The following is a 25,063-nucleotide window of genomic DNA, read 5'->3' on the forward strand; positions in this document are numbered from 1 at the left end:
CACTAAAGCTGTTTTGACTATCATCAAAGTTAAATTATACGCTTTAGTTAGCACCTTACAAGATAGTCACAATATTCTTAGCTACTGCGCCGTAGCTGTAATCAGCAACTATATTTTCTGAAGATCGCTGCCATGTGAGCGATTTTTGATATAACACTTTTCTAATGCGATCAGTAAGCTGAGCCACATCGCCTGTCTTAATTATATAGCCGTTAACACCTTCCAAAACTAAATCGTCGGCACACCCTGTTAAATCGGAAACAACCAAAGGCAAATCGAAATTCATTGCCTCATTAACTGATAAGCCCCAATTTTCGCCAAACGACGAGCACATTACAAAAACATTGGCAATGGCATAATAGCTCGTTATTTGCGATTGGTTAACGAAACCAGTCAAGATAACGCGCTTAAGATCGTGATCTTGAATATATTTTTCCATTTCGCCTCTAAGCTCCCCTTCACCAACAAAAATTAGCCAGCAGTTATCTGCCTGCAGATTATTAAAAGCCTGCAGTAAATCAAGCGGTCTTTTCTTTGAAATGTATTTCGCAGAAAAAACAATCACCTTGTCTTCATCCGCAATTCCAAAGCTACCCTTTATTGCTGAAATTTTATCAGCAAGCATATCTTTCTCAAGTTTAAACCTGTCATTGTCCACAGCGTAAGGACAAAACAAAAGCCGGTTATCGGCCAGATCGTAGCTTTTATAAAAGAGTTTGTTTTGAGTACCTATATATAAAAAGTAATTCACCCGGGGGAAAAGAAACAATTTCAAACCCAACTTTTTTACTTTTTGCTTCCAACCAACCTTTAGCGCTTCGTGGCTTTGTGGTACATCATTTCGTAAACATATGGTGTGGCCTGCCATCTTACCAAGCATTATAACTAAAAAATGAGTTAAATAATGCCACCCATGAACCACAATTACAGATTTTTGAGTTTTGAATAAATTTTTAATTAATCCAAAATTCATTAAGCTAAAAAAACCGCGCTTTCCTTTCTCATAACTACCATAATTTTTAAAGAAATGATGCTCATAACCCTGGAGCAATGGAATGTCCCACTTCACTTCAGTACCAAACTCCTTGTCATAGCCGCCTTTGATAGATGAATCTGTACAATACCAGGCCTGCACTTTGATCCCCTCGTTGTTCAAATACTTATACATTGGGGCAAAGTATTGAATGGGATGAGAGTTTATAAATATTAACTGTTTCATTAATGGTATGGTAAAAGTAGCTTTAGGCGTTTGGATAATTGATTACTTTAATTCGTGTGGTCTTTTACGCGTTAAAGGCAATTCGAAGTAGTTAAACAAAAGCGCCGATACTATCAGTGTTATTGCCAAGCCTAAGATTTTTGAAAAGATGTTTCCAACTAAATTATTGCGTGCGCTTCCCATTACTGAATAAACTGTAAATAAAATTGGTATGTGCGACAAATAAATGGAGTATGACCACAAACTTATCTTTTCAACAGCCTGGGCTATAAAGTCAAAGCGGCCTGCCTGCCAATTCCATTTACTAATTAAAGGAAGCGTTAGCGAAGCACCTAAAGGAGCTAATACAAGTAAATATTTGTTTTGAAGTAACGTATCAGCCTTGGTATGTGTATAAATTGTAATAATTATTGGCGTTATCAACAGTAGAAAACCAACACCAAAAGCCAATGCCTTTACTCCTGTTGAGGAAGGCCTTACCATAAAGAAGTAAGCCACACCAATGCCGTAAGCAATAGCATCTATACGGGCGAGGGTGATAGTTCTGATAGAATCGGCTTGATCTGTATGAAGCAAGTACTCTCTGATAAGTGCACAACCAATGAAAATTGTAAACAGCGTGAGCACAAAAGATACACCCTTGTTTTTTACAATTTTGCTGGAAATAAACAATATAATAGGGAAAGATAAGTAAAGCCACTCCTCAATACATAAACTCCACGAAACACCATAGAATTCACGGTTACGTTCCAGTAAATTTTGACCGAACCATAAGAATTTCAAGAGTGAAGTGAGTGAAGGTAATTTGCTGTAATAAAAATGATGAAAAGCAATACTTACAATTATAAATAAGTAGTAATTGGGCAGGGTACGCCACCATCTGCGCGACCAAAAATTTAGTACGTGAGCTTTAGTCCAATCGTTGGTTCCATAAAAATTACGCCATAATATCTGACCTATTAAAAAGCCACTTAAACCAAAGAATATCTCAACACCACAAAATCCAAAATATTCGTTCGTTTTTGCAAAATGAGCAACTATTACTAAACTAATAGCCAGTGCACGGGTAAAATCAAGTCCAAAACTTCTACTATTACTCATTAAATGTTGATTTTAATATAATATTTTACTTTACCAGGCTAACCGCTTTTGCCAATTCGTAACTGTATATTTCCATCGGTCTTTTTCCGGCAGTTGCCATAGCGGCTTTTCCCATATCAGCAATAATGTCACGCTGATTAAGGATCTGTTCAATTGTTTCTTGCAAGGTTTGGGTTGATCCGGCTTCTACCAGCCAACCGTTCTTTCCGCTCTCTATAAAGTTGGGGCCAATGGTTCTATCGGTGGTGATAACCGGCATCCCTTGCGACATCGCTTCGGTGATCACAAGTCCAAATCCCTCAAACAGTGATGGAAATACCAACACATCGTTTTCACGCATTAATTCTAAAATACGCTGATGTGGTAAGCTTGGAATCCAACGGTGCTTTTTTAAAGCATTATTTAACGGCACACATTCATCATTTTTCTTGCTCCCAACTACGGTTAATTCAACATGATGACCAATATTGTCTACAGCAGCAAAGAGGTTTGCAATACCCTTGCGCTGCGAAAGCCCTCCAACAAACAAGAGCTTTAGCGGCTTATTAGCACCGCCTGAACTGTAAGTGCGATCTTTAGCAATGGGTGGAAAACCATAAGGTATAACCTCTACCGGAGCTAATTGCCCCGGATACTCTTTTAAAGTACTTTTTGTAAAATTGCTGGCCACAAATATATGCTGGGCCAATTGCAGCTCTTCTTCCTTACGGGCAAGTTTGCTTTCCGAATCTTTTAATCCTGTAAGCGTAGGTATCCATTCGGGCCAGCGCTCACGTTCGAGATCTAATATTGCATGAGCAGCACGCCAGTAGCCAATAGGCAAATCGTATAGTCGTGTTAAATTTAGTCTTTTAGCTTCGCGAAACGTAGACAACACGGTATCCTCATAACCGTAAACCGCAGTTGCACCTTTTTTTAATTCAGATCTTAATCCAGAGGCTACGAATTGATCAAACTTTTCTACAACCCGATGCATATATAAGGGTGCAGTTTGCGGAACAGTAAGACTCTGAAAACCTGCTTTTGTAGCAATTATACGGGCAAGTTCTACCCAAGGCCAATTTCGTGTATATGGCTTTAAAACTGGGTCGTGCTGCCTGCGTTTAAATTCAGAAAGTGGTCCTAAAGCACTAATCTTGTCCAAAAAGCTACCTGGAAATACTGATAACGATACGTAATATGCTGCTAAAACATCGGCTTTTATAAAACCGTGCGCAGCCGCTTTAACGTTAGCATTACCGGTAAGTTGCGAAAGTACTACCTTCATGTTATTTATGATCTGCGTAAGCTTTTTCTATAACATCCAGATACTTTTTAGAAACTGTATCAGGATGGTGATTTATCAGGTGTGCAGGCATAGCATTACGTAAAATTTGTTCTTGCTGGGGATTGGTTAGCAAACTGATGATGCCGTTTGCTAATGCCTGAGCACTACCGCGGTCCACAACTAAACCGGCATTCCCAACAGCGTCTGGTAAACCGCCACCATCTGAAACAATTGGCAAGCAACCACAGGCCATCCCTTCTAACGCTACGTTTCCAAAGGGTTCTTCCCAAGTGGATGGCACTAACAGGTAATGGTGCTTATTAAGGCACTTTACTAATTCTTCACCACTTAAGGCACCTGTAAATGTTACTTGTTCATTCAAGTTATATTTTATAACCAGCTCTTGCAGTTGTGACTGCTGAGGCCCGCTTCCGATAATGGTGAGGAGGCGTTTTTTCTCAGGTTGGGTTTGAGTAATTATGTGGAGTGCTTCAACAGCTAAATGCGCCCCTTTATCAGAAACTAAACGGCCCATAAAAACAAAATCCTGCTTGATTCCCACCTCAGGTAAAACTCTAAATAAATTTTGTCTGTATGGGTTGCCTATAACCAATGCTCCGGGCCAGCACTTTTTACGCACAGCCTCACTCACAGCAATTACGGCCGCCGAACGATTGATCCACATCTTTTTAAACTTATCTTGCCATGCATCGCCATTGTCAGAGCGATTTACCCAGGTCCGGAGTGCTATTACACTTGGTTTACCAAAAAAGATAGCCGGCCAGGCTAACCTCAAAGAAGGATTGTTTTCAAATACAACATCGGTGTAGCGATGTTCCTTCATTAAAACCGCAGTACTTGGATGTCTTATTACTGTGAATGGAAAAGTTCGTTCACCGGTATTTGGTGTCCAGGTAATTAAGCGCACCTCATGCCCGGCTTTATGAAATGCTAAAGCCAGTATTTCAGAGTTAACTTCAATACCGCCAATATCAGGGTAAAACTTATGCGTTATAAATAATATCTTCATTTTATAGGGGAATGTCTTCGGGCAACTTTAATTAACCAGTCTATCAAAGTAATATTTCTTGAAACTTCAAACGAAGGCTTAACAAGCTCTGCTTCCGAATGTATATTTACAGCAGACCATTCCACATATTTATTTTTCAATCCGCCAATTAAATGAATAGCTAAAGTATCGGCTTGTGGCCCCTCAAACTTTTCACGGCAAACAAATTCGTTTTCTTTAGGGCAATAAGATTTACCCGCACGACCAAACAACAGCGCCCAGCAGGTTTGTTCGCTTAACCACGGCATATTACGAACGTCGGGCAATCCTAAGTAATGATTAATAAAGTCAAGGTCAAAATCCTTTACATCAAAGCTAAAATAGCCGGAATTAAATCGCATCGGTATTTTCCACTTATGCTTTAATAATCCATCTTGAAGCTTAATCGAAAGTTTTATAGCATCTGTTTTAAGATAGGTGTTTACATCTCTGTTAAAGTAATCGCGACCATTTTTAAGGTAAATGATATCTGAATCAGTAAAGGTGTAGCGTCCTCCTCCGTTTTTAATTACTGAAAGCGGTATATCAAGCATTTTAAAGGCTAACGGAAACTCATCGCGGTATTTTCGGCAGTTAGGATATTTGCTTAACGCCTGATTAACTTCCTCGTCGCGCTGTTTGCGGGTTACGATACTTAAATTTTCAGAAAGTTCGGTTAGCACTTGAATGGTAGATTCAGTAAACGTACCATCATCAAAAATCACAAACTGCTGCTGTGGCTCTAAACATTGTAAAATTTTAGGCAAGGTTACTAAAGCCATTGGCAAATCACGTTGACATAATAAAGTATAAACAGTTTGTGCCATATTAATAATTGTTAGTAAGCGTCGAAATAAATTGTTGAGACACTTCGGGTAGTAGTGATTTGTATGCAGGCTTACTTTTGTGTTGTGCTGCCTTTTCCAAATCGGCATATATCAAATCGCTACGAAAGCCATAATCTATTGTGTCATTCCCATCCCATTTAGGTAACCACACGGCTAAGCCGTGTTCGAGCATGGCTATTGCCGAGCCGCTTTTGCCTATAAAGTAAGGTTCAGACCTAACGATACCTACCGAGCAGGCACTCAACAATATACTGAGGGATTCAGATGCAAGAAACCCATGGTCATTTATAATGGTGCCAAATGGAGATAGCTTATCTATTAAGGCCTTTACAAAAATGTCTTTATCTTTAGAATTACCGCTTACCACTTCAATTTCAACCTCGTTAGCATGTTGCTTACAAAACTTAATCAGCCCATTAATTACTTGATCAAAATAGGTGTGCCGCGGTGGACCACCAAAATATAATATTTTGAATTTATGCTCAGCAGGAACAATTGGCTCAGAATTCAGTAGATGGTCGGCCTTTGTTATATTACCAAAAAGCCCTAAAACATTGGCTTTTATGGTTATGCTCTTTAACCGTTGTTGATTATAAGATATTGTTACGTCAATTGATTCGGGCTTGATAGAACGTATGCCCATTGAAATAATCAGTTTTTGCAAGGTAGCAACTACACGCTGTGAAAAGCGTTCGGGTTTATCAAGCCATAATTCATGAAACAGCACATGCAACTTTAAGCCGCCACTTTTTAAAAAAGACAAATTTTTAAAAAAAGCATAAGGCAGGCCTTTAATATGGAATGAGTACGGTACAAATTGTAAACTAATCCAGTTAGCTTCTTTTTTTGCGATCCATTCTTTAACGTCTCTGTATCTTTCTATATCAGCAACTTTTGCCGGTATACGCAGCGTTGCAATATTCACATCATCTTCATGCTGCAAGCCCTCATAGGTTTCACTTAAAAAACGGTCGTTTAAAGCTATCATAGCAGCCTTATGGCCGGCTTTTATGATACGGCAAGCGAGCTTACGAGTGTAGTCGCCCACACCATCATGGCCTGCTTCTAACGAACCGCATATAAAAACAACATTTAGCATTCTGTATAATCGAATATTTATCTTGAATAATTTGTTACAGACTGTCTATAGCCTCCATTAATTGCCTTGCATATACCTTAGTATTAAAGCTTGCAGACACCGCCCGTGAACGCTCCTGCATGCTTTTTAAAATATCAGGGTTGTTTAGCACTTGTTGCGCTTTAGCCCGCCAGCCATCTGCATCGTAAGGATCCAGCCAATGGCCAAAACCCTCTTTTTCTACATCAATTTCAATAAACTTATTTTCTGTAATAAACAGTGGCATTCCTAATGCTATAGCATCTGTAACGCTTGTTAACCCACTTAAACTGGTGGCTTTAAACATAGGCACAGCTAATATCTTGGCATTTTTGTACAAAGCAATTAACTCAGGATAGCTTAAACTTTCGGGCTTATCCAAATAGTATATCTTAATATTTTCTGTTGGCTCATAATCTATTTTAACCTCTTTATGGCAATATATCTCCACCTTCACTGAAGTGTTGTTGAAGGCCTTAACTAAAGTACTGTAATCTCTACCAGTTCTGCCAATGGCTATTATATCTACGGTTGGCGCTGTAACAGCAGGAAGGTTTGCGTTGATGCGATCGTAGTATTCAACATCGGGCCCCCATTTAAAACACTCAGCAACTGTTCTTTTGGCAATAGTATTTACCTCGTCTGCTACAATGTTACTCAAGGCCCCCCATTTAGCATGTCCGCTTATAGCAAAATGCAAGCTGTGCTTTTGATATTTACCTAATTTTCCCCTTAAAAGCGGGTGGTGCGCGAGCGCTATAATTTTGCGGTTAAATATTTTAAAATAAGAAAGAACACCCAAAAACATAGTCTGGCTCTGGGCGGGAGCGTAAACCACATCAAATTCCTTTCTGCGTTTGAAGGCTTCCATTTGAACACCTAAATCGCCTACCCGAAGCAAAGGGATACGACCTATATAAGTACCCAATTTATACCAAAAGCCAGTTTTCGTTGGCTCAATGTATATCACCGGGTAACCCGCTTCTTTCAAATCAAGAACACCATACAAATGATGAGAAGGCTTGAGTTGCCTGTTGATCTCATCAGTTACCCTATCAACAGAGTAAGCATTAAGTACTAATATTCTTGGTTTCATCATATAAATCCAGTTACCTTTTTGAGGCTATTTATTTCCTGCCAGATAATTTACGGGCGGGTATTCCTCCCCACACTTCGTTTTCGGGGATTGATTTAGTAACTACCGCACCGGCAGCAACTATACCGCCGTTACCAATGGTAACACCTTTTAGTACCACCACGTTGCATCCCAACCAAACGTCGTTACCTAATGTAATTTCAGCTTCTACTCCATGCTGCACTCTTATGGCACTTCCCAATTTATAACCATGATCATGGTCAATAAACTTACATCCCGAAGCAATTAAGGCATCGTTTCCGATATGGATTGCCTTACGAATATTGAATTCACACCCCGAACCTATAAAAGCGTTATCACCAATAGTGATAGATGGTCCCGGTTTTTGAATACCGTCAAACTTAAAGCTGATATTATGTTCTAAGATGCATTTATTGCCAATAGAAACCTGATGCGGCCAGGTAACGTGCATTTTTGGCAGCACTGTATTTTTTCCAACCTTCATTCCCAAAAAAGAAAGCCACAATTTCCGGAAGTTTCTGGTTACGTAGTTTGCTTTACGGATTCTGATAACAAAGCCCGCTTGCCTGATAAAGTAGTTGAAGCTTGTCATGTCGGTTTTAAATGAAGATCATACAAAAATCGAACACGCATTTATCAAGATAAGCATACCAACCACGCATAGAAAAACGTGTAAGTTGTGCTAAATTGGTAAATATGCTTCCGGCAAATATCTTAAACCGCTGCCAGCGAAATTTAAAGGTTCCTTTTATGCCATGTTTCATAGCATAATATTGCTGAGACTTAAGCCTTTTAAAGAAATGCTTGAAGCCAACCCTGCGCCTCCAGGGGTGCACCACCAAAGCATCCGGAATAAATTTTATAGTAGCACCTTTTGCAGCGCGCACGTAAAAATCAATATCCTCCATGGTAGAGTGCGGAAAGCTTTCATCAAAGCCACCTACTTGCTCAAAATAAGCCTTTTTTATGGCAAAATTACAAGACCATAATTTCTTGCCGGTAAGATTAAGTGGCGCCACTTCGTCAAAACGCATACGCGGCCTGTCGGCAACTGTTTTTCCCTCTAATATAAGATCATTTGATTGTTTTAAACCATTGATGTACGATGGCATCCATTCGCTTTGCGGCAGGCAGTCATCATCTGTAAATAACAGCCACTCTCCTATTGCTTTACCCGCACCAAAGTTTCGGTTAGCGGCAGGCCCTCTTTTGGGTCCCTGTAACCAATTAGCCCACGGGAACTGTGTTTCCACCAGCTGCCTGGCCTCACCAACCGGGCTATCGTCTGTAATAATAACTTCGTATAAACTACTGTCTACCTTTTGCAGGCTTATATACAAGTTCTGTAAGCATTGCTGTAACAGATCATTTCTTTTGTAAGTTGGGATAACGATTGATATCAACATACGCTTTACAATGGATTAACTATAACTTTTTTTACAAACCGGGCAGGATTTCCTACCCATATTTCATTTGCCGGCACATCTTTAGTTACTACACTTCCGGAGCCGATAATTGAATTATCACCTATAGTAACACCGGGAAGTATGCAAGCATTCATTCCAACCCATACATTGTTGCCAATCACAACAGGCTTAGATTCCAGGTGATCTAAATGCTGCGTCTTCATGCGGTTTGAAGAGTTAATTGCGTGATTAACAGATGATATACCACAATTACTCGAAATCAAACAATTATCTCCTATTTTAATACCAAAAGTCGCATACATGGTAGTGTATGATGAAACGTAGCTATTATGCCCAATTTCCATACGCTGCGGAAGAATGATGTTACAGGTATGATGTATCGTAACATTACTTCCACAAAATTTGAGTAAAGCCTTAACCCGCTTAAGGCGCTCAACAATAATCAGGTCTTGAATTTTTATTAAAAAACTATAAAATATCTTCATTCCAATTATTCGGTGTTCCTTTCACAAACAGTTACTAAACTGCCAGTTGCGGATCAACATCTTTAAGTTTTGAAATCTTACGAAGTATATAGCCCGAGTTCATTACAACCTGAACCAAAGCCGTAAATATATTTAGTAAAAGTACGCCTTGTACCGTTCCCACATCTAAAAGCCAGGCCGCAATGCTTATAGCAAATATATTTATAGGGATAGATACATACGGCGCAATTGCCCAACCTCTGCTGGTGTACAAAGTAAAAGAAACGCCTGCCATAAAGGTAACGCAGCTACTTAACATGGTAAGAACCAGTTCTTTCTCTAAGTTTGCGTATTTCTTTCCTATTATCCACAAAATTTGATGCGGCCACAACCAAACTGCACCAACCGTAAGCAAGATAATAATGACCAGAATACCCTGCGTTTGCAAATAACGCTTGGTTAACATTCGTGGATTAGTATTTGGTAGCCTTGCAAACCGGGGTATTATTAGTTGATTAATTAAGTTGGTCAGTATAGTCAACAGTATCGACAATCGCCCCAATGCCCCTATCTGCGCAATAGCGGTAGTTGAACCAAACAGCGATATTAACCATATGGAAACCTGGCTCGATATACAGTAATAGATACCTGTTGGCATTAAACGCTTTACAACTTTATAAATCTCCTCCTTTACTGCGTTATCGGGTTTTTGATCCCAATTAGCATATCCCTTAGAAATTTTTCTAAGCCTGTAATTTCCCCATGCCCTTGGAATACCCGTGGCAATAATAGCTATGTAGGCAAAAGGGAAGAAAAATATCAATACCGTGATCAAGATCAGCCTTAGTACACCTACGCTAATTTGATTGATCTGGAGTGGCTTAATGTCTTGTTGAAGTTTTGGCGCAAGTTCCAATAAGGAGTCTGACAACTGAGCAGTAAATGCGGGAATAAGCGCAGCTACTGTTAACCCAGCTTCGAACCATGTTGCTTTATTATGTATAAGCAGATATAATAAAGCGGGTGTTGTAATTAGTAAACTAATAACAGCAAAACGCTTACGAAGATGGAACCCTGTTACTAAAACCGTACCCAATTTTACAGGATCTTTCCACACCTTGCCACCTTGTGCAAGTACACTTGTACCAATACCACCATCAGCCAAAATGGTCATTGTTCCCAACACCGTATTTACCAACGTATACAAAGCATACTCTTGTGTAGAAAGCAGCCTTATAATGAGTATGCCACTAACTAAACCTATGCCTTGTACTATAATTTGTGCAAAACCAGCTACGCTGAAAAGCTTAAACCAAAGGATTGATTTATTGTAGATTGCGCTGCGTTGTTTATTTTCAACGACTTCCTTCATACAAACTTTCTACACAGTGTTTTATTGCATTCAAGCTTTCCTGCTCGGTTGCTTTTATCTTATCATTCGCAATCACAAAAGGAGCTTTAGGCTCATCAAGTCCGTTAGCCAAATCGAGCGTTGACAAAAAGCTCGAACGTTCAACGCCTAATTCATTAAGTAAAAGCTCATTTTTTGTTGCATAAGCAATTGGGGTAATTTTAACACCTGCTTTTAAAGCAAAAATGGTAGTGTGAAATCTTGTAGCAATTACCCAACTTGCTGTTGTTATTTTTTTCAGCATCTGATAAGGATCAGAATTATAAGCTAAATGCTCAACAGGTAAGCCCTTTAATACTACTTTTGTATACTCGCCGTCAAGTGGTGTAAAAGGTATAGATTGTACTTTATAGCCTTTTTGCAATGCCTCATCAGTTACCGCTCTTACCACTTTATGATACGATTTGTGCATGGTATCGAACTTTTCATAAAGCTCTGGCCGTTCTGACCGGTATTGCTCTACAGGAAAATATTGACCGTCCTTCATTTGTGCATACAGAGGCACCAAATTAATCATCAAGGTTTTCGAGTCTGGCTTTTCCTGTGTTCTTGCGGCTTCGCAATAATCGTTCAGTAAAGAAAAAGCAATATCAGGATGATTATAAATTCGCTCCCGGCCCGTAAGCTCTTTCAAGCGATCTGCCTGAAACTTACTTCTACCGCTAACATATGCTGCACCTTTAATTAACTCGATACATTCGGCTGGATAAGACTTTTCCATAAAGTCGACCCCTAAAAGAGCAACCTTATCGTACTGCCCTTTATACCGGCGTGCCACTCTGATCAATGAATCTGAATAACCTACTGCCCCACCTCCAACAATGGCATAGGGTGTTTTAGGCCATTTGTCTAGGTTATAAATAGTTTGCAAACCTGAACTGATGCCTTTTGCTTTTAAAACATCGACCACAGAAGCGCCAAGAGCCATATCTCCAAGATTAGATCCATGGTAGCCACCCACTACACCTATTGTAGATTTAAATAGCCTTTGATTTATGTTTCTGGCCAGGTGCTCTATTCTTGTTTTATTAATTAGCATTGAAGTTCTTATATGTTGTAGTGCGATTAAGCGTTGATGGGGCTACTTATTTTCTTCTAAAGATCTTATCTAAAATACCTTGCTTGGCAGATTTATCTTCATCATAATAGCCATAACCGTAGCCATAACCATAACCGTAGCCGGCGGCGCTGCTGTCAAGCGAATTGAAGACGATATTGAGGTTCTTAAATATTTTCTTACGGTAAGTATCATTTAATAACGATATATGCTCTTTTTTAGTGAAGTTGTACCTCACTATAAAGAACGTGGCATCCGCGTATTGGCTCAAGATCTGTGCATCTGTTACCAAGCCAACCGGAGGTGCATCCAACAAAATATAATCAAATTCCTTTTTAAGTTCTTCTATTAAGGTGGACAGTTTACCATTCACCAAAAGTTCCGCAGGATTTGGAGGGATGGCGCCGCTTTCAATCAAGTATAGATTCTCTTGTGCTACTATCGGACGAATTATATCTTTTACGCCAGCTTTACCTATAAGGTATTCTGATAAACCTGTGGAAGACTCCATACCTAATGTTTTCAGGATTTTAGGCTTACGTAAATCGAGTTCGAGTATAACTACCTTTTTAGAAGTGCTTGCTAAACTTGCACTAAGATTTAAAGAAATAAATGACTTACCCTCACCGCTTATACTTGACGTAAACAAGATAACCTTACTTTCACCATTTTGCATGATAAAGTCGAGGTTGGTTCTCAATGATCTTATCTGTTCGGTAATCATTGATTTTGGCTTTTCAACCGTAATTAATGGGTTACTATCCTTAGAATGAGAAATTTGGGCAATGATAGGAATAGGAATAGCACTTTCAATATCTTGTTTCCTTTTAATTTTATTATTTAGGGCGTCTTTCAAAAAGATGATACTAATTGGCAGAACAAGACCCATCCCAAAAAACACCATGTATAATGAAGATTTTATAGGCTTAATAGGCGCACCTGAACTTCTTGCCATGTTTATAGTACGACTTTCGGCGGTTGCTCCAGCTAAAGACATGGCAGTTTCTTCACGCTTTTGTAGCAAGAAGTTAAAAAGCGTATTCTTAATGTCCTGCTGACGCATTACATCTAACAAACCGCGCTCTTTAACAGGTACTTGCTTGATTTTAGCTTCAAAACGATTGTTATCACTAAGTGATTGCTGCCTGCTGATGAGTAAAGACGATCTGTAATTTTGAATTGTTTGTTCTAAGATCTTCTTAGTGCTTACTATTTGATCAGTAATAGAACTTACAACAGGGTTAGTTTCAGGTATTGTTCTTAGCAGCGCCTCCCGCTTTGATTGAGCATCTGAAAGTTGCTGAACCAAAGAAGCTATAGTTGCATCTTCTAAACCAATTAAAGAAGGTAATTTAACCTGCCCAGACGCTGAAGACTGCAGGAACGACTCAATACTCTTTAAAATTTCTAACTGCAGACGAATCTTGCTCAAAACGGCATCATTGGCCGAAACCTGACTCAAAATTAAACCAGCTTGGGCCGAAACATCTGTTATATTGTTACTTGCTTTGTATTCCTGAACTTTCTTTTCCGAAGAGTTCAACTCTATTGCTAAGGAATCTAACCTGCTCTTGATGAATGCGAGCGTGTTAGATACATTCCTGTTTTTATCTTCAATACCTGCCTGATTATATTCATAAACCAAGCGGTTCAAAAAGTCTTTACCACGTTGCGGAACTGCATCTTCTACCGCGATAAATAACACTGTAGACAATTTGCTTACAGTGGAAATAGACATACTTCCAATATAACGCTGTGCTACAGCCTGGGTGATATTAAAATTAACGTTGTATTTAAGCCTTCTTTTAAAGCTTCCGTTGGTTTTAAGCATTACAATACCAGCATTGGTAACTACAGCTTGATTCAACGGAACCTTCTTACCATCAAAAATTACTTCATTTTCATTAACAACATCTACGACCCAATCGGTGCGGTAAGATTTTGGGCCCGGACTAACGAGCTGCACTTTTACAGGAACGTCGTCATACAAAATCTGCTTTATAAATTTTCCCTTAATAAAATAAGAGCTTTCTAACCCCAAAGCTGCTACAACCCTTTCAGATAACGTAGACGATTTTAATATCTGAATTTCATTATCAATAACAATGTTAGTAGAATTTAAATCTAATTGGGTCAATACAGCCTTATCAGGCGACTGGCTGTTGTCTTTGATTAAAATATCAGTCTGAATTTTATAAACAGGTACCTGATATTTTACATATATGTATCCAAGAAAACTAAACAGAATAACGGATAATAATATCCACTTCCAATATTTTAAATAAGACGCTATAAGATCGCCGAAATTACTTTCCGCTGATTTTGGAAACGCGTCGTCGTTTAATTCATTTACACTCATGATAAGTAGATTTTATAACTAGCGTAACCTTGTAAAAATTATGAGTACTGCAGAAACAATTCCAATTATGAGCGGAAGTATGCGGTAGGTGAAGTTGGTTTGTATGAATTTATTCTTCACAGGCTCAACATAAACCACATCATTTGCATGCAGATAATAATAAGGAGATTGGAATACATCCCTGCTGGTAAGATCTACATACCCGAACTCTTTTTTTCCGTTAACTTCACGAATAATCATAATATTATCTCGTCTGCCTGTAACAGCTAAATCGCCTGCCATACTTAGCGCCTCGGGTATAGTAACTTGTTCGTTAGGTATAACATAAACTCCCGGTTTAGACACCTCACCTAACATAGATACCTTGTAATTAAGAACCCTGATGTTGACAGTAGGCTCTTTTAAAAACTTGGTTAAACGCGATTGTATAAGCACGGTGGCCTGGTTGGTGGTAAGACCTGCAATTTCAACATTTCCTATTAGCGGTAGTTGTATTACACCCGATTGATTCACTAAAAACCCAGGAGCAACAGATGCACTTAAAGCTCCACTTGCATCAGAACTTTGTGCCTGCTGGCCGCTATACGGATTAAAAAAACTGCTTGCATCAGAGCTTAATGAATTGACGTAAATAGACAAGATATCTCCGGACTGTATCTTGGATACATATGCTGATGCTAGTTTGACAGTATCGGGGCCGTTCATACCTTTTTGGAAGTATACAACTTTTCTACCGTTCACACATGATGATAGAATGCTCACTACGGCTATTAATAATAAGAAGGTTATTCTTCGGGTATTGAAATTCATTAATGTAATATGGTGATGTATAATTTTTGGCTATAATAATCTTTAATTAAAAGAAATGCTTTGGAGTTGCTAATATAGGATTTTAGTTTTAATTAACATTATCTCGAAAATTAAAGTTTATAATTATGAAAAACACAGAGAAGCTGCTGCAAAATTACCATATCTTTAAACTAATAAAACTTTATTTTTATTTTAAGAACTTTAGTATTAATTATGAATACGTGAAATAATTATCGCCAAAAATTATTTTAAGATTATTGAAGCGATACGTTTATCTCAAAAATGGAGATAATTGAATCTATAAATATAGCCTCAATACTTTACTTTGAGGTTTTATAACTGTATTTAAGCTCTTCTAAATCAATAACCCGGTTACTTGCTGCGGCTTTGCTCCAAAAGTAAAGCCTGATATTTTGAGGAGCATTCCAGTGTGCTGTACCGTCAAATAGTGAAGTGTTAACCGGCGGAAAATCTCCGTATTTTACCATTACCTGCCCCTTAGTTACATCAATTAGTAACGTTTGCGTTTGGCTCATTAATGTTTTTAAAGTTTTTCTATCGGTCTTGAGAATAACCTTGTTATTAAAGTAAAGATAACCATCGTTTGTTGTACGGTCTATGTGAAAGAACATTCGTACTAATATTTTTCCTTTATCATCCAATACTTCTAAAAAGCTGCCCGAAGCTCCCCCGAGTCCAAGATCTGGGTCAGTATTGGGTTCGTTATTTTCGAAGTTAACTTTGGCTTTCAACTTCCATTGAGTTACAGAAGAAGGCGTTATTCCTAAATTACGACTTACCGTATAAATTGACGCGGGCTGCCTGAAATTTATAAACAAATCGGGGGATTGAAAAGAATCGTATTTTTTTACATTGGTGCGTACAGTCCAATAATTAGAGTAACGATTGCTATAATCTTCAGCTGCTACACTTCGCTCCCACCCATACATCCGGTCTTGTAATACAGCGTTATAAGGAAGATCAGCAAGCAAGTCGAATTCTTTTATATTATCATCACTTTCTTTTGGCACCAATTGGTTTTGGGGTAAAAATTGTTTCTTTTGCTCTCTCCCAAACCAACAAAGTGCAGGTTTATCATTACTCTTCAAATGGACGTATTCTGCTTTAACAGCATATCCTTCACCAGCTTTAAGGTAGACTGTATCCTTACTGGCAGAATCTTGTATAGAATTCAAATTGTCAACTACTATATGATTGTTGATCCACAGACGAACAGGTGCACGACCTGCACTACCGAAGCCATAATAACCCGTTTTAATCGGCATTATAAAACCTTCGTATCGGGCTGAAAAAGGTCGATCTACTTGCCCAGCATGCAGAATTTTGACACCCTCGGGTGATGCTATGCCTTTGTAAGTTGTATTAAGATTGTTTAAGTCATCACTGCTAAATATGCTTAATAGCAAACCATGGCTTTTATAAGACAAGTTCACCCTAAAGTTTTGTTCCTTCACACTTTCAAGGTTACTTATTTTCCAACGATGAATACCACTGTGTCCACTTTCATCATTATGATAAAGGTAAAGGCATCCATCGGGACCTTTAACAAGGGCAGGGGAAAGCGGATTTCCGGCAATCATTGCAGGAGCATTACTTACGTCACTTAATTCGGGCACAGTAACTCCCATTTGTCCAATGAAAAGACCGTTATCATAAACATGGTTCCATTTGTTAGTTTCACTCGCCTTCCAAAACTCTCCATAATAACCCCAGAGTATATGACGATCTACCGCCATGGCTACGCTACCGGCATATTTAACACTATTACCATTATCGAAAGCGCCATCGGGAGGAAAAACACCGCGGTAGGCCGACGGTGTACCTATTGCCGTTCGCCAAAGCCACTTATCACTTCCGGGTTTTATGCCGCCTAAATGAAATGCATTACTTCCCAGTGTGTTTTTTTGATTGTCAAAAGACACGATCACATTAGAGCTTGTAACTTCGCCCGGGCGAGCCGTTACGGTTGTACCCCGAAATAACGGGTCGCCTTTACTTACTACCGGTAAAGTTGCGATAGTTTCTTCCGCACCCCATATGGGATCGTTATTTTGATTGAAACCGGTCAAAGATCTTTTGAGCCACGAAGTAGGTTGATTTAATTTGTACTTTGATACTTTATAGATGCTACCATCGGGGTACAACCTGTAGCCGTCATCCGGCATTTGAGAACTTGTTATTCGTAAAGGACCACTTTTCATTAGCTCAACTACTACCCAGTTGCGTTTTAACTTTGAGTAAAGCATAGCGTAAGTATGCTGATTTTTTAAAGTTGTCAGTCCGCGAAACCGTAAATACTTATTATCTAAATCAGCTGTAATAGTAGCTCCCCAGTTCCTGATCAACCGCCAGGAATCATTGTCAGGCTGTAATGGCTTAGAGTAATCAACTTTAAACTCTAAATAATCTGCCATCACGCGCTCAACATTGTTTAAATCTGCATTTACACAATATGATGTAGGCAAATACATAACCTTTCCTAAATAAGCCATGTCGGCACCAAAATGCAGCAGCCTGCAATTCCCTGCATCATCTACCCAAAGAGAACCATCTGCCTGAAAAGTAACAGCCGCTCCGGTAACGCCACGCACGTCGCTGAAGTAGAACTTGTTGTTAGTAACATCCGGATTATTATAATAACCGCCTTGTTGGCCATAAACTTTTTCTAATTTACCGCCAACAGCGCTGTATATCTTAATTTGCTGACTGGTACCGGCATCGGCTACAACCAACGTTCGGTGATCTGCCGACACAGTTAGCGCCAAGGGTTGTACCAAACCGGCTAAGGATAATCCAGTAGCCTTGAGTGTGCCACCGTTTGTAATTTCGTATTGCAAAACACATTCCTTACCCGAAGCTTGATCTATAGATACTATCCATAGATGATTACTTTGGTCAACGGCTAAAGCCGAAGGTGCATTCAGCACAAAATAACCTCTGAGTTTCCCGGTCGTCTTTTCGTAAATGGCTATCTTATTATCTTCTTTGTGTGATGCAAAAAGGTAAGCACCTTTTTTTTGCACTGCCAATCCGGTTGCCTGACCATTCTTACGGTTAGAGAAATCAATAACGCTGTTAAAAACTATTCCGTACTTAGTTTTAACCGATGTGGAGTTTGGAAATCTATAAGTGCTATCATTGCTTAAACGTGTTGCATAAATAAAGCATTGATCACTGTTGGAGTCTTTTCCGCTCCAATAAGCTATTTGATCATCCGTTGCAACGTTATCGGCTACAAAGCCCTTGCTTAATATAAAAGACCGCTGCTGTGGTGTTTTGGCCGAAAACTTAAATGTGCTGTTACCAGTTTCGTTGTAACCCGTTGTGTAATATATCACATTGTTACTACAGGCCAATCCTCTTACAAAACCATGTGCGCGGTGAAGAGTTGCCCCTGTAAACTTGGCTGATGTATTACCAATCACTCCCTCCCATTGGTACTTAACCTGATTGGTTAATATCCTTATCTGATAAGCCCCTTCGCGGGCTAACTTCTTTTCATCATCAACCCCATCCCAGCTTCCCTGGTAAGTGCCAGGAACATATTTGATGCCGCTCCAGAGCGTTCTTATTAATACACCTTCCGAGTTATATACGCCAGCACTGGTAGCGCATGCCTGAGGTATTTGAAAGTTAAATGAGCAGGTATGATAATTTGCCTTATTCGGAACTGTTTGCGCTAACAAGCATTTTCCAAACAATAATAGTAGAAGTACTGCATTGCTTTTGATTAAGGTATTAACGCTATTGATCATAAGAGTAACATGACAACGAATAAAACGCAATCAAACACATTACATTGTCAATCCCGTTTCTCTATCTTATCCTTCAAGACTAAACCTGCGTTCTAAAGATTGAGTTATTAACTCAGCAACAGGTTTGAATAACTTAGCCCTCAAATATTCGACAGCAAGGCATACACTAAACACTATACACGCAAGTAATATCATCAACATGAAATGTACGATGATATTAAAGTGCTGAATGCTAACGAAAGCAACCCTGTAAATATAGCCTGCAGTAAAACTGTTAGAATGCAGTAAATACACACCAAGTACCCCCACAGCAATAGTATTCACGGCTGCACTCCTGAATTTCATTCTTTTGAAGATAAAGAAGAATAATATTGACGATAAAAGAATAAGCGGATTATTGTAGGCAAACACTTTCCATGCAAGCACCTGCCCAGCATACTTTAGTGAAAGAAACGCACAGGCGAAGATGATTAAGCTGAAAAATATATAGCTGTAAACAGCGTTCGCTTCAATTTTTGTTGTGTTTACATATTTATTAATGTATCGTCCTAATAAATAGATGTATAACATGCTATTTAAAGAATAACCATTATGAACCCCCAACACAGATGGGTCAAAAACAAAGCCAGAAACGCAGATCATCACTGTCCAAGCAATGATGATAAAGCCAAATTTTTGCTTTGATAACTGTGCAATTGCAGCATTAAGAATAGGGCTGAATATGTATAGAAATATATAAGCTGTAATGAACCACCAGCGGCCTGTCATTATCGGAAATACGTTACTCATCAAAGCTCTGACACCTATGTGTGAATGGGTTACAAACTTGGAAAGAACGAGCAATACTAACGAATAAAATACAACCTGCAGTATGATATTAACCAACCCTTTCAATTTGTAATTAATACCGTAAAACCCTGAAATAAATATGAACCCGTCGACACCAATAACAAAGAAACTATTTAAGAATAGGTAAAAATTTGTTCTTGAATCAATTGAGAAGCTATTTGAGCCTAAGAGTTCCAGTTTAGCTCCGTGCACAATCAGATGGTGAGTAATGATCATCAACATCAATAGAATCCTCAAAAGCTCTGTTCCTGATTCCCTAGTTAACTCTTTAGAAGTAGCCGCCATAAACTATTTTAAATGCATCGCAAATATTGTCAAGAGAAATTTGTCAAAATTATTTAAAGCTTGGTTCTTAGCACTCATTCTGGCAGGTTTGATTCTCCATTTCGGAATGAAAGTAAGCTCCATATTTTATTTTTGATGATATCAACAATATTACTCACTTGGATTGATATACAGTGATAATATTATTTAAATTTCTGAAGGAATTTAGCTGGTTATACAAAATAGCGAATAAGGGTTTCTATCAACGAGATCCATGGAAATTTTTGAATAACTACTTAAATGGCAAAACCGCTAAATCATATAATTTAGCGGTTTTGCAGGGTTTGATTATCTATCAGCGGTGAGGGAGGGATTAGAACCTACCCTATTAAATCATTGATTAATAGTCTTTTAGCTACCATGAGATAACGAGTCGCCACAAATGTCGCTTGTATTTATCTCTGTAAATCTTACTTTAAAGATACTAAACATTTTACAAATCAACATGCTGAAAAAGGATTGATGTAAGTTAAAATCGTCGTGATTAGACATCAAGGTGAAGGCCTGGACGGGACGTGAACTTAGCCCCAAAAACCGCTATTCAACATTATTTATAAACTTTTCAAATCGGTACTCACCAAATGCTCACCATTTTTGAATTTAGTTGACTGTAATTGACTTTCAATTACTAATTTACCAAATGTTCGCTTAAATAACAAAGTATTATACTAAAAAGTGTCTACACTTATTTGTTATACTGATTCGAGCCCAGCCTGGGGAGCTTCAGTTTTGCTCCCAGGCTGGACATAATTCGAACCATTTAGTGGGGCAATTGAAGCTATTGAACGAATTAAATGTTGCTTAAGCAGGCCGCGATTCTCCTAAGGGATCGATTTGTTTTTTTTAATTAATCAGTTACTCTTCAATTGTAGCCTTTTGATAATTATGACAATTAAATTCTGAATGCAAAAACACATTATTATAATTACAAGTACTTATTATATTCAAGTACTCGTAATTTGCTTTAGGTTCTTAAACGTCAGTCCCTCCAATATTTTACCTCTCTGCTGCCACCGCACTGACAAAGCGAGGAAAATTATTTAATCTATAGAAGGCAGGCAAACGGCACCCTAATTGGAACTGATCATTAAGGGTGTAACCAAATATACCATGGTTATCTATATCTTCTAAAATTTCAGTACATCGAGAGATACAATCACCCCATGCCAAAGCTTTCCGTTATAGACCCACTGCGCGTCCTTGTTACCGGTCAATTTATCAAATCCGACAGCATAACCGAAATTGATATTATTAATCCCAAACATGACATAGGTTCCGTAGGTCAGCGTAACCCCTTTACGATCGGAGAGGATTCCCGGCGCGTTAGATACCTTCTTCAGATCTGTTGCGCCAAGATTCAGTAGTAAGCCGGTGGTTATGGAGTATTGGTTGAGGTTTTTACCCATAATCTTAGAGGCGGGATTGAATACATTTCTGGTAAATTTAACGCCAGGCGCAAAACCGATATTGATGCCGGTCTCAACGGTTGCCGGATTTAAAACACCATCACCGACGCTGCCCCTAAATTTCAGAGGTATGGTGAGTGCCTGAAGTCCGAATTTTGTATCTCCATAAATAAATGAATCGTTGTATGATTTAATGCCGGTCTTGATTTTACTTTCATTGGTATAAAAAACGCCGCCAAGATCTACTTTCGCTGCTATCGGTGGTTTAACTATAATGATCGTGTCAGGCTTTAACGATTTTAAAAGAGTATCGTTTTTAACAATTTGATAATCAGTTTTGTCTTCAATCTCGGAAGAAATAACAGATCGTAATCTATAAACTTCCAATTTGTCGTAGGCAGTAACGTCAGTATCTCTCGCATCTTTGTTATCCACGTAATGATAGACGCGGCTTCCTTTCTGAATGTGCTTGATTTGGCCACATCCAAATAAAGTCGAAACGACAGCAAGAATTAGGAGAAAGTGCAAAGTTTTCATTTCAAACCTCCTTTCAGAGCCTTTACGAAGGTCAGTAAAGAGTCTACTTTAATTTCCAATTGTTTAGATGGTTGAGCGATTCCTGTGAACGGAATTCGTGGTTGACGGTGTCATACTGTACCGCTTTGCGATCCATTGCAGCGAACAAGGCTGTAATCTGTGTAGCATTCAGGTTCTTGATGACAAATTTGTCGCCTGTCGTTACCGTAAACCTGAAATTGGATACGCCTTTGTCACTCATCACGACACTGTAGTCAGCGACAGAAATAACCGGGCCTCCATTGTTCTTTGTGAAACTGCTGGCTTTTTCCTCCAGCTCGACCTTAAATTTCTGGTCAGGGTTGCAGGAACTGAACTGAAAGCAAAAAAGTATGGTTGCTATCGCGAACCATAACTGTGTAAGGTTGGATCTTTTCATTTTTTATGAATTGTTTAGGATAGCCCCAATATAACGAATATCCCTAAGTAATTCAGGATCAGATGAAAAATAAATAAACTATCGATTTTGTCCCATATACTTTGAGACAAATTGAGTATTTTCTTAATAGGAACCCTGATATAATGATGCATCGATAAGCTCGAAAGTGCCGTCATTCCTCTTATATCTGTTCGACCTACTACGTGGGCAGCAGGAACAGGACTAATCTCGATTGCAATAAACGAAACACCTGCATATGTAATAAATTTTACGCTCTTCGAGAGCAAGAAATTATATTTATTTATGTTGTTAAATGATGTTGACATAATCGCGAAGTTCCCGTTATTTGTTTACCTTCAATTATATATGCGGGATTTTAATATTGTTTTTGTTTCCTATGGTGAAGCTAATGCTGAAGTAAATTGGGCTTCTTTAAAATCAAAAAGGCCGAATGCAATCCGTGTCGATAAAGTAAGCGGTATCATTAACGCGTATATCAAGGCAGCACAATCTGTCAGTACCGCATATTTTTATTTAATTGACGGCGATAACCAAATTTTAGGTGACTTTGAATTCGATTTTAATCCATTCACTCAATCCTATAAAACTTACATTTTTAAAGCAAGAAATGCGGTGAATGCTCTAGAATATGGTTATGGAGGGATCAAGCTTTATAAAACAGAAAGTTTGCTAAACTATGATAAATTCAATATGTCAAATGAAGAGCGGCTTATGTCTGATTTTGATTTTCCTATTGTTGCTCCTATCAAGTTTTTACCTTATGTTGCAAGTGTAACCAAATTTAACACATCAGCATATGATGCCTGGAAAGCAGCTTTTCGAGAGTGTTGTAAATTGCAGACGCTAGGACGATTCTTGAATTTGTCTGGGGCACAAGTTGCTATGGATCAAAAGCGGCTTGCAATATGGAAAACTCTATTTAAGGATCAACCCTATGGCGAATGGGTTCAAATTGGGGCAATCGAGGGTGAACGCTATGGAAAAGCCCACTTAGATGATCTTGACATGTTAAAAAAAATAAATAATTATGCTTGGTTAAAATCCAGATTTGAAAATAGATAAATATGTTTTCATTAAATGAAAATCTTATAAGTAAAATAATTGAAAGGACGTTACCGAGCTTTCAGAATGTAGACCTTAATTCGTTAAACCTTGGTTTCGGGTATATCTTTTATTCGTTTACGCGTACGTTAAGGCCTCAAAATATTATTGTAATAGGATCTAAAGCTGGGTTTTCTCCTGTTATGTTTGGGCTTGGCATGAAAGATAATGAAGGAACTGGTGTCGGCAAGATCAGATGTTATGAGACAAACAATATAAAGGATACAGTAGGAAAGCTTTATTTTATTGATCCGTCTTACGATATAGAAAGTAACGATGACAATCACTGGTTTGGGATAGGTTATTGGACCAATCCAGAACAGGTAAAAGCGCTCTGGACCGAATTCGGGTTGGAAGATGTTGTCTCACATTTCAAAATGACGTCGAAAGAATTTGTGGAGGATGCTGCTTGCCCTTCAGAAATTGAACTGATATATATCGACGGAGATCACAGTTACGATGGAATGATGGAAGATATCAATCAATACTATCCGAAATTAAAAAAAGACGGAATGGTAATCTTGCACGATGTAGATCCAAGAATAAAAGATCTGCTTGAGAATGGTGGGGGAAATGAGGTGTATGAGACTATTAATTTAAGCCGATTTGAAAAAATCCGGTTGCCCGTTTTTCCGGGTATTGCGATATTGATAAAAAGATAAAATATGGATGTCAAATATACTTTTCGAGACCTTGTCGTTTATCTGCTAACTGGTTTTGCTGTAACAACAGTTATAACTTTCACATTTCCAAGCTTCTTTGAAGAGTTTTTGGCTTTCTTGCATCCCAATGATATCAAAAATTTAAATTATTTATTACACTATATTCAAGGGAAAGATACTATAACAGTACTTATGAGCATACCGCTTTTTTATTTACTAGGGCACTTAATTCAGATCTTAGATTTGATTTTTACATTCTATTGCGCCCGTTTTTTCAAAAAGTACAATTGGTTAAAATTGCTTTATAAATTTGCAGGCTCTACAACAGTAGAATATCAACGTAACAAACAAGGGGTTAGTGAACCTACATTTATCGTACAAGAATACACCGTTAGGATAAAAGACAAATATACTACCGTTGAATATTATTATCTACTTAAAGAGTTATTTAACGGTTTAAGAACATTCATGATATTATTTACATTCATATTGCTTTTTATGCTTTGCTGGGGAAAAGTCAATTTTTCTCTGTTCTTTGTTAACGCGATAATATTAATTCTTTCTTGGTTTAAAGCATATAATTCTGCTTCGAACTATGTTTGGATATACCGCTGATATTGACCACCTGATTCCGGCGGAATGTGACCATTGATTCCGCGTCAAATTGACCACCCCATTCCGGGGCAAACTGACCAGGCATTCCGGGCCAAATTGACCACCCCGA

The 25,063-nt window shown here is 38.4% G+C and carries 21 protein-coding genes; 3 read left to right on the forward strand and 18 right to left on the reverse strand.

The window, feature by feature from the left end:
- Nucleotides 1-55 precede the first annotated feature (55 nt).
- The 18 genes from IEV61_RS17010 to IEV61_RS17095 form a co-directional block, all read right to left on the reverse strand.
- Nucleotides 56-1,219 carry a glycosyltransferase family 4 protein gene (locus IEV61_RS17010; protein WP_188418249.1) on the reverse strand — a complete coding sequence of 388 codons (1,164 nt, stop codon included), beginning with the start codon at nt 1,217-1,219 and terminating at the stop codon, nt 56-58.
- Nucleotides 1,220-1,261: 42 nt separating this feature from the next.
- Nucleotides 1,262-2,320, reverse strand: coding sequence for an acyltransferase family protein (locus IEV61_RS17015; RefSeq protein ID WP_188418250.1), 1,059 nt, complete (start codon nt 2,318-2,320; stop codon nt 1,262-1,264).
- A 25-nt stretch (nt 2,321-2,345) separates the two neighbouring features.
- Nucleotides 2,346-3,587 carry a glycosyltransferase family 4 protein gene (locus IEV61_RS17020; RefSeq protein WP_188418251.1) on the reverse strand — a complete coding sequence of 414 codons (1,242 nt, stop codon included), beginning with the start codon at nt 3,585-3,587 and terminating at the stop codon, nt 2,346-2,348.
- A gap of 1 nt (nt 3,588) precedes the next feature.
- The gene (locus IEV61_RS17025) at nt 3,589-4,617 is read right to left on the reverse strand and encodes a glycosyltransferase family 4 protein (protein WP_188418252.1); all 1,029 of its coding nucleotides are present in this window, start codon (nt 4,615-4,617) and stop codon (nt 3,589-3,591) included.
- Nucleotides 4,614-5,462, reverse strand: coding sequence for a hypothetical protein (locus IEV61_RS17030; protein ID WP_188418253.1), 849 nt, complete (start codon nt 5,460-5,462; stop codon nt 4,614-4,616). The genes IEV61_RS17025 and IEV61_RS17030 overlap by 4 nt, the downstream gene beginning before the upstream one ends.
- 1 nt (nt 5,463) lies before the next feature.
- Nucleotides 5,464-6,582: a glycosyltransferase gene (locus IEV61_RS17035; protein WP_188418254.1), complete on the reverse strand. Its 1,119-nt coding sequence runs from the start codon at nt 6,580-6,582 to the stop codon at nt 5,464-5,466.
- Between the two features lie 34 nt (nt 6,583-6,616).
- Nucleotides 6,617-7,699, reverse strand: a complete 1,083-nt coding sequence (locus IEV61_RS17040; RefSeq protein WP_188418255.1) for a glycosyltransferase — start codon at nt 7,697-7,699, stop codon at nt 6,617-6,619.
- A 28-nt stretch (nt 7,700-7,727) separates the two neighbouring features.
- Nucleotides 7,728-8,201 (reverse strand): acyltransferase, encoded by a 474-nt coding sequence (locus tag IEV61_RS17045; RefSeq protein WP_229747187.1) that lies wholly within the window; start codon nt 8,199-8,201, stop codon nt 7,728-7,730.
- A gap of 115 nt (nt 8,202-8,316) precedes the next feature.
- Nucleotides 8,317-9,123, reverse strand: coding sequence for a glycosyltransferase family 2 protein (locus IEV61_RS17050; RefSeq protein WP_188418257.1), 807 nt, complete (start codon nt 9,121-9,123; stop codon nt 8,317-8,319).
- A gap of 5 nt (nt 9,124-9,128) precedes the next feature.
- A complete protein-coding gene (locus IEV61_RS20745; RefSeq protein WP_308472341.1) occupies nt 9,129-9,629 on the reverse strand; it encodes an acyltransferase in 501 nt (166 codons plus the stop codon).
- 34 nt (nt 9,630-9,663) lie between these two features.
- The gene (locus IEV61_RS17060) at nt 9,664-10,980 is read right to left on the reverse strand and encodes a lipopolysaccharide biosynthesis protein (protein WP_188418258.1); all 1,317 of its coding nucleotides are present in this window, start codon (nt 10,978-10,980) and stop codon (nt 9,664-9,666) included.
- Nucleotides 10,964-12,058, reverse strand: coding sequence for a polysaccharide pyruvyl transferase family protein (locus tag IEV61_RS17065; protein WP_188418259.1), 1,095 nt, complete (start codon nt 12,056-12,058; stop codon nt 10,964-10,966). The genes IEV61_RS17060 and IEV61_RS17065 overlap by 17 nt, the downstream gene beginning before the upstream one ends.
- 46 nt (nt 12,059-12,104) lie before the next feature.
- On the reverse strand, nt 12,105-14,435 hold the full coding sequence (locus tag IEV61_RS17070) for a GumC family protein (RefSeq protein ID WP_188418260.1): 2,331 nt from the start codon (nt 14,433-14,435) through the stop codon (nt 12,105-12,107).
- Between the two features lie 18 nt (nt 14,436-14,453).
- A complete protein-coding gene (locus tag IEV61_RS17075) occupies nt 14,454-15,245 on the reverse strand; it encodes a polysaccharide biosynthesis/export family protein (protein ID WP_188418261.1) in 792 nt (263 codons plus the stop codon).
- A 320-nt stretch (nt 15,246-15,565) separates the two neighbouring features.
- Nucleotides 15,566-19,021 (reverse strand): PA14 domain-containing protein, encoded by a 3,456-nt coding sequence (locus IEV61_RS17080; protein WP_188418262.1) that lies wholly within the window; start codon nt 19,019-19,021, stop codon nt 15,566-15,568.
- A 66-nt stretch (nt 19,022-19,087) separates the two neighbouring features.
- Nucleotides 19,088-20,155: an acyltransferase family protein gene (locus IEV61_RS17085; RefSeq protein WP_188418263.1), complete on the reverse strand. Its 1,068-nt coding sequence runs from the start codon at nt 20,153-20,155 to the stop codon at nt 19,088-19,090.
- A 1,166-nt stretch (nt 20,156-21,321) separates the two neighbouring features.
- Complete coding sequence (locus IEV61_RS17090) at nt 21,322-22,137, reverse strand: hypothetical protein (protein WP_188418264.1); 816 nt, start codon at nt 22,135-22,137, stop codon at nt 21,322-21,324.
- Between the two features lie 43 nt (nt 22,138-22,180).
- The gene (locus IEV61_RS17095; protein WP_188418265.1) at nt 22,181-22,555 is read right to left on the reverse strand and encodes a hypothetical protein; all 375 of its coding nucleotides are present in this window, start codon (nt 22,553-22,555) and stop codon (nt 22,181-22,183) included.
- Between the two features lie 366 nt (nt 22,556-22,921).
- Here IEV61_RS17095 and IEV61_RS17100 point away from each other — a divergent pair, with 366 nt between their 5' ends.
- The 3 genes from IEV61_RS17100 to IEV61_RS17110 are packed head-to-tail and all read left to right on the forward strand — an operon-like array spanning nt 22,922 to nt 24,954.
- Nucleotides 22,922-23,638, forward strand: a complete 717-nt coding sequence (locus IEV61_RS17100; RefSeq protein ID WP_188418266.1) for a hypothetical protein — start codon at nt 22,922-22,924, stop codon at nt 23,636-23,638.
- Nucleotides 23,639-23,640: 2 nt separating this feature from the next.
- The gene (locus IEV61_RS17105; protein ID WP_188418267.1) at nt 23,641-24,339 is read left to right on the forward strand and encodes a class I SAM-dependent methyltransferase; all 699 of its coding nucleotides are present in this window, start codon (nt 23,641-23,643) and stop codon (nt 24,337-24,339) included.
- A 3-nt stretch (nt 24,340-24,342) separates the two neighbouring features.
- Complete coding sequence (locus tag IEV61_RS17110; protein WP_188418268.1) at nt 24,343-24,954, forward strand: hypothetical protein; 612 nt, start codon at nt 24,343-24,345, stop codon at nt 24,952-24,954.
- Nucleotides 24,955-25,063 lie beyond the last annotated feature (109 nt).

Origin of the sequence: Mucilaginibacter galii (assembly GCF_014635825.1) — a bacterium.
GTDB classification, from domain to species: domain Bacteria; phylum Bacteroidota; class Bacteroidia; order Sphingobacteriales; family Sphingobacteriaceae; genus Mucilaginibacter; species Mucilaginibacter galii.

Excerpts from the sequence above, each read along its gene's own strand:
- IEV61_RS17085 (WP_188418263.1), bottom strand. The coding sequence starts at position 20,155 with ATGGCGGCTACTTCTAAAGAGTTAACTAGGGAATCAGGAACAGAGCTT.
- IEV61_RS17100 (WP_188418266.1), top strand. The coding sequence starts at position 22,922 with ATGCGGGATTTTAATATTGTTTTTGTTTCCTATGGTGAAGCTAATGCT.
- IEV61_RS20745 (WP_308472341.1), bottom strand. The coding sequence starts at position 9,629 with ATGAAGATATTTTATAGTTTTTTAATAAAAATTCAAGACCTGATTATT.
- IEV61_RS17065 (WP_188418259.1), bottom strand. The coding sequence starts at position 12,058 with ATGCTAATTAATAAAACAAGAATAGAGCACCTGGCCAGAAACATAAAT.
- IEV61_RS17035 (WP_188418254.1), bottom strand. The coding sequence starts at position 6,582 with ATGCTAAATGTTGTTTTTATATGCGGTTCGTTAGAAGCAGGCCATGAT.
- IEV61_RS17030 (WP_188418253.1), bottom strand. The coding sequence starts at position 5,462 with ATGGCACAAACTGTTTATACTTTATTATGTCAACGTGATTTGCCAATG.
- IEV61_RS17060 (WP_188418258.1), bottom strand. The coding sequence starts at position 10,980 with ATGAAGGAAGTCGTTGAAAATAAACAACGCAGCGCAATCTACAATAAA.
- IEV61_RS17025 (WP_188418252.1), bottom strand. The coding sequence starts at position 4,617 with ATGAAGATATTATTTATAACGCATAAGTTTTACCCTGATATTGGCGGT.
- IEV61_RS17015 (WP_188418250.1), bottom strand. The coding sequence starts at position 2,320 with ATGAGTAATAGTAGAAGTTTTGGACTTGATTTTACCCGTGCACTGGCT.
- IEV61_RS17070 (WP_188418260.1), bottom strand. The coding sequence starts at position 14,435 with ATGAGTGTAAATGAATTAAACGACGACGCGTTTCCAAAATCAGCGGAA.
- IEV61_RS17080 (WP_188418262.1), bottom strand. The coding sequence starts at position 19,021 with ATGATCAATAGCGTTAATACCTTAATCAAAAGCAATGCAGTACTTCTA.
- IEV61_RS17045 (WP_229747187.1), bottom strand. The coding sequence starts at position 8,201 with ATGAAGGTTGGAAAAAATACAGTGCTGCCAAAAATGCACGTTACCTGG.
- IEV61_RS17090 (WP_188418264.1), bottom strand. The coding sequence starts at position 22,137 with ATGAAAACTTTGCACTTTCTCCTAATTCTTGCTGTCGTTTCGACTTTA.
- IEV61_RS17110 (WP_188418268.1), top strand. The coding sequence starts at position 24,343 with ATGGATGTCAAATATACTTTTCGAGACCTTGTCGTTTATCTGCTAACT.
- IEV61_RS17040 (WP_188418255.1), bottom strand. The coding sequence starts at position 7,699 with ATGATGAAACCAAGAATATTAGTACTTAATGCTTACTCTGTTGATAGG.
- IEV61_RS17105 (WP_188418267.1), top strand. The coding sequence starts at position 23,641 with ATGTTTTCATTAAATGAAAATCTTATAAGTAAAATAATTGAAAGGACG.
- IEV61_RS17050 (WP_188418257.1), bottom strand. The coding sequence starts at position 9,123 with ATGTTGATATCAATCGTTATCCCAACTTACAAAAGAAATGATCTGTTA.
- IEV61_RS17020 (WP_188418251.1), bottom strand. The coding sequence starts at position 3,587 with ATGAAGGTAGTACTTTCGCAACTTACCGGTAATGCTAACGTTAAAGCG.
- IEV61_RS17010 (WP_188418249.1), bottom strand. The coding sequence starts at position 1,219 with ATGAAACAGTTAATATTTATAAACTCTCATCCCATTCAATACTTTGCC.
- IEV61_RS17075 (WP_188418261.1), bottom strand. The coding sequence starts at position 15,245 with ATGAATTTCAATACCCGAAGAATAACCTTCTTATTATTAATAGCCGTA.
- IEV61_RS17095 (WP_188418265.1), bottom strand. The coding sequence starts at position 22,555 with ATGAAAAGATCCAACCTTACACAGTTATGGTTCGCGATAGCAACCATA.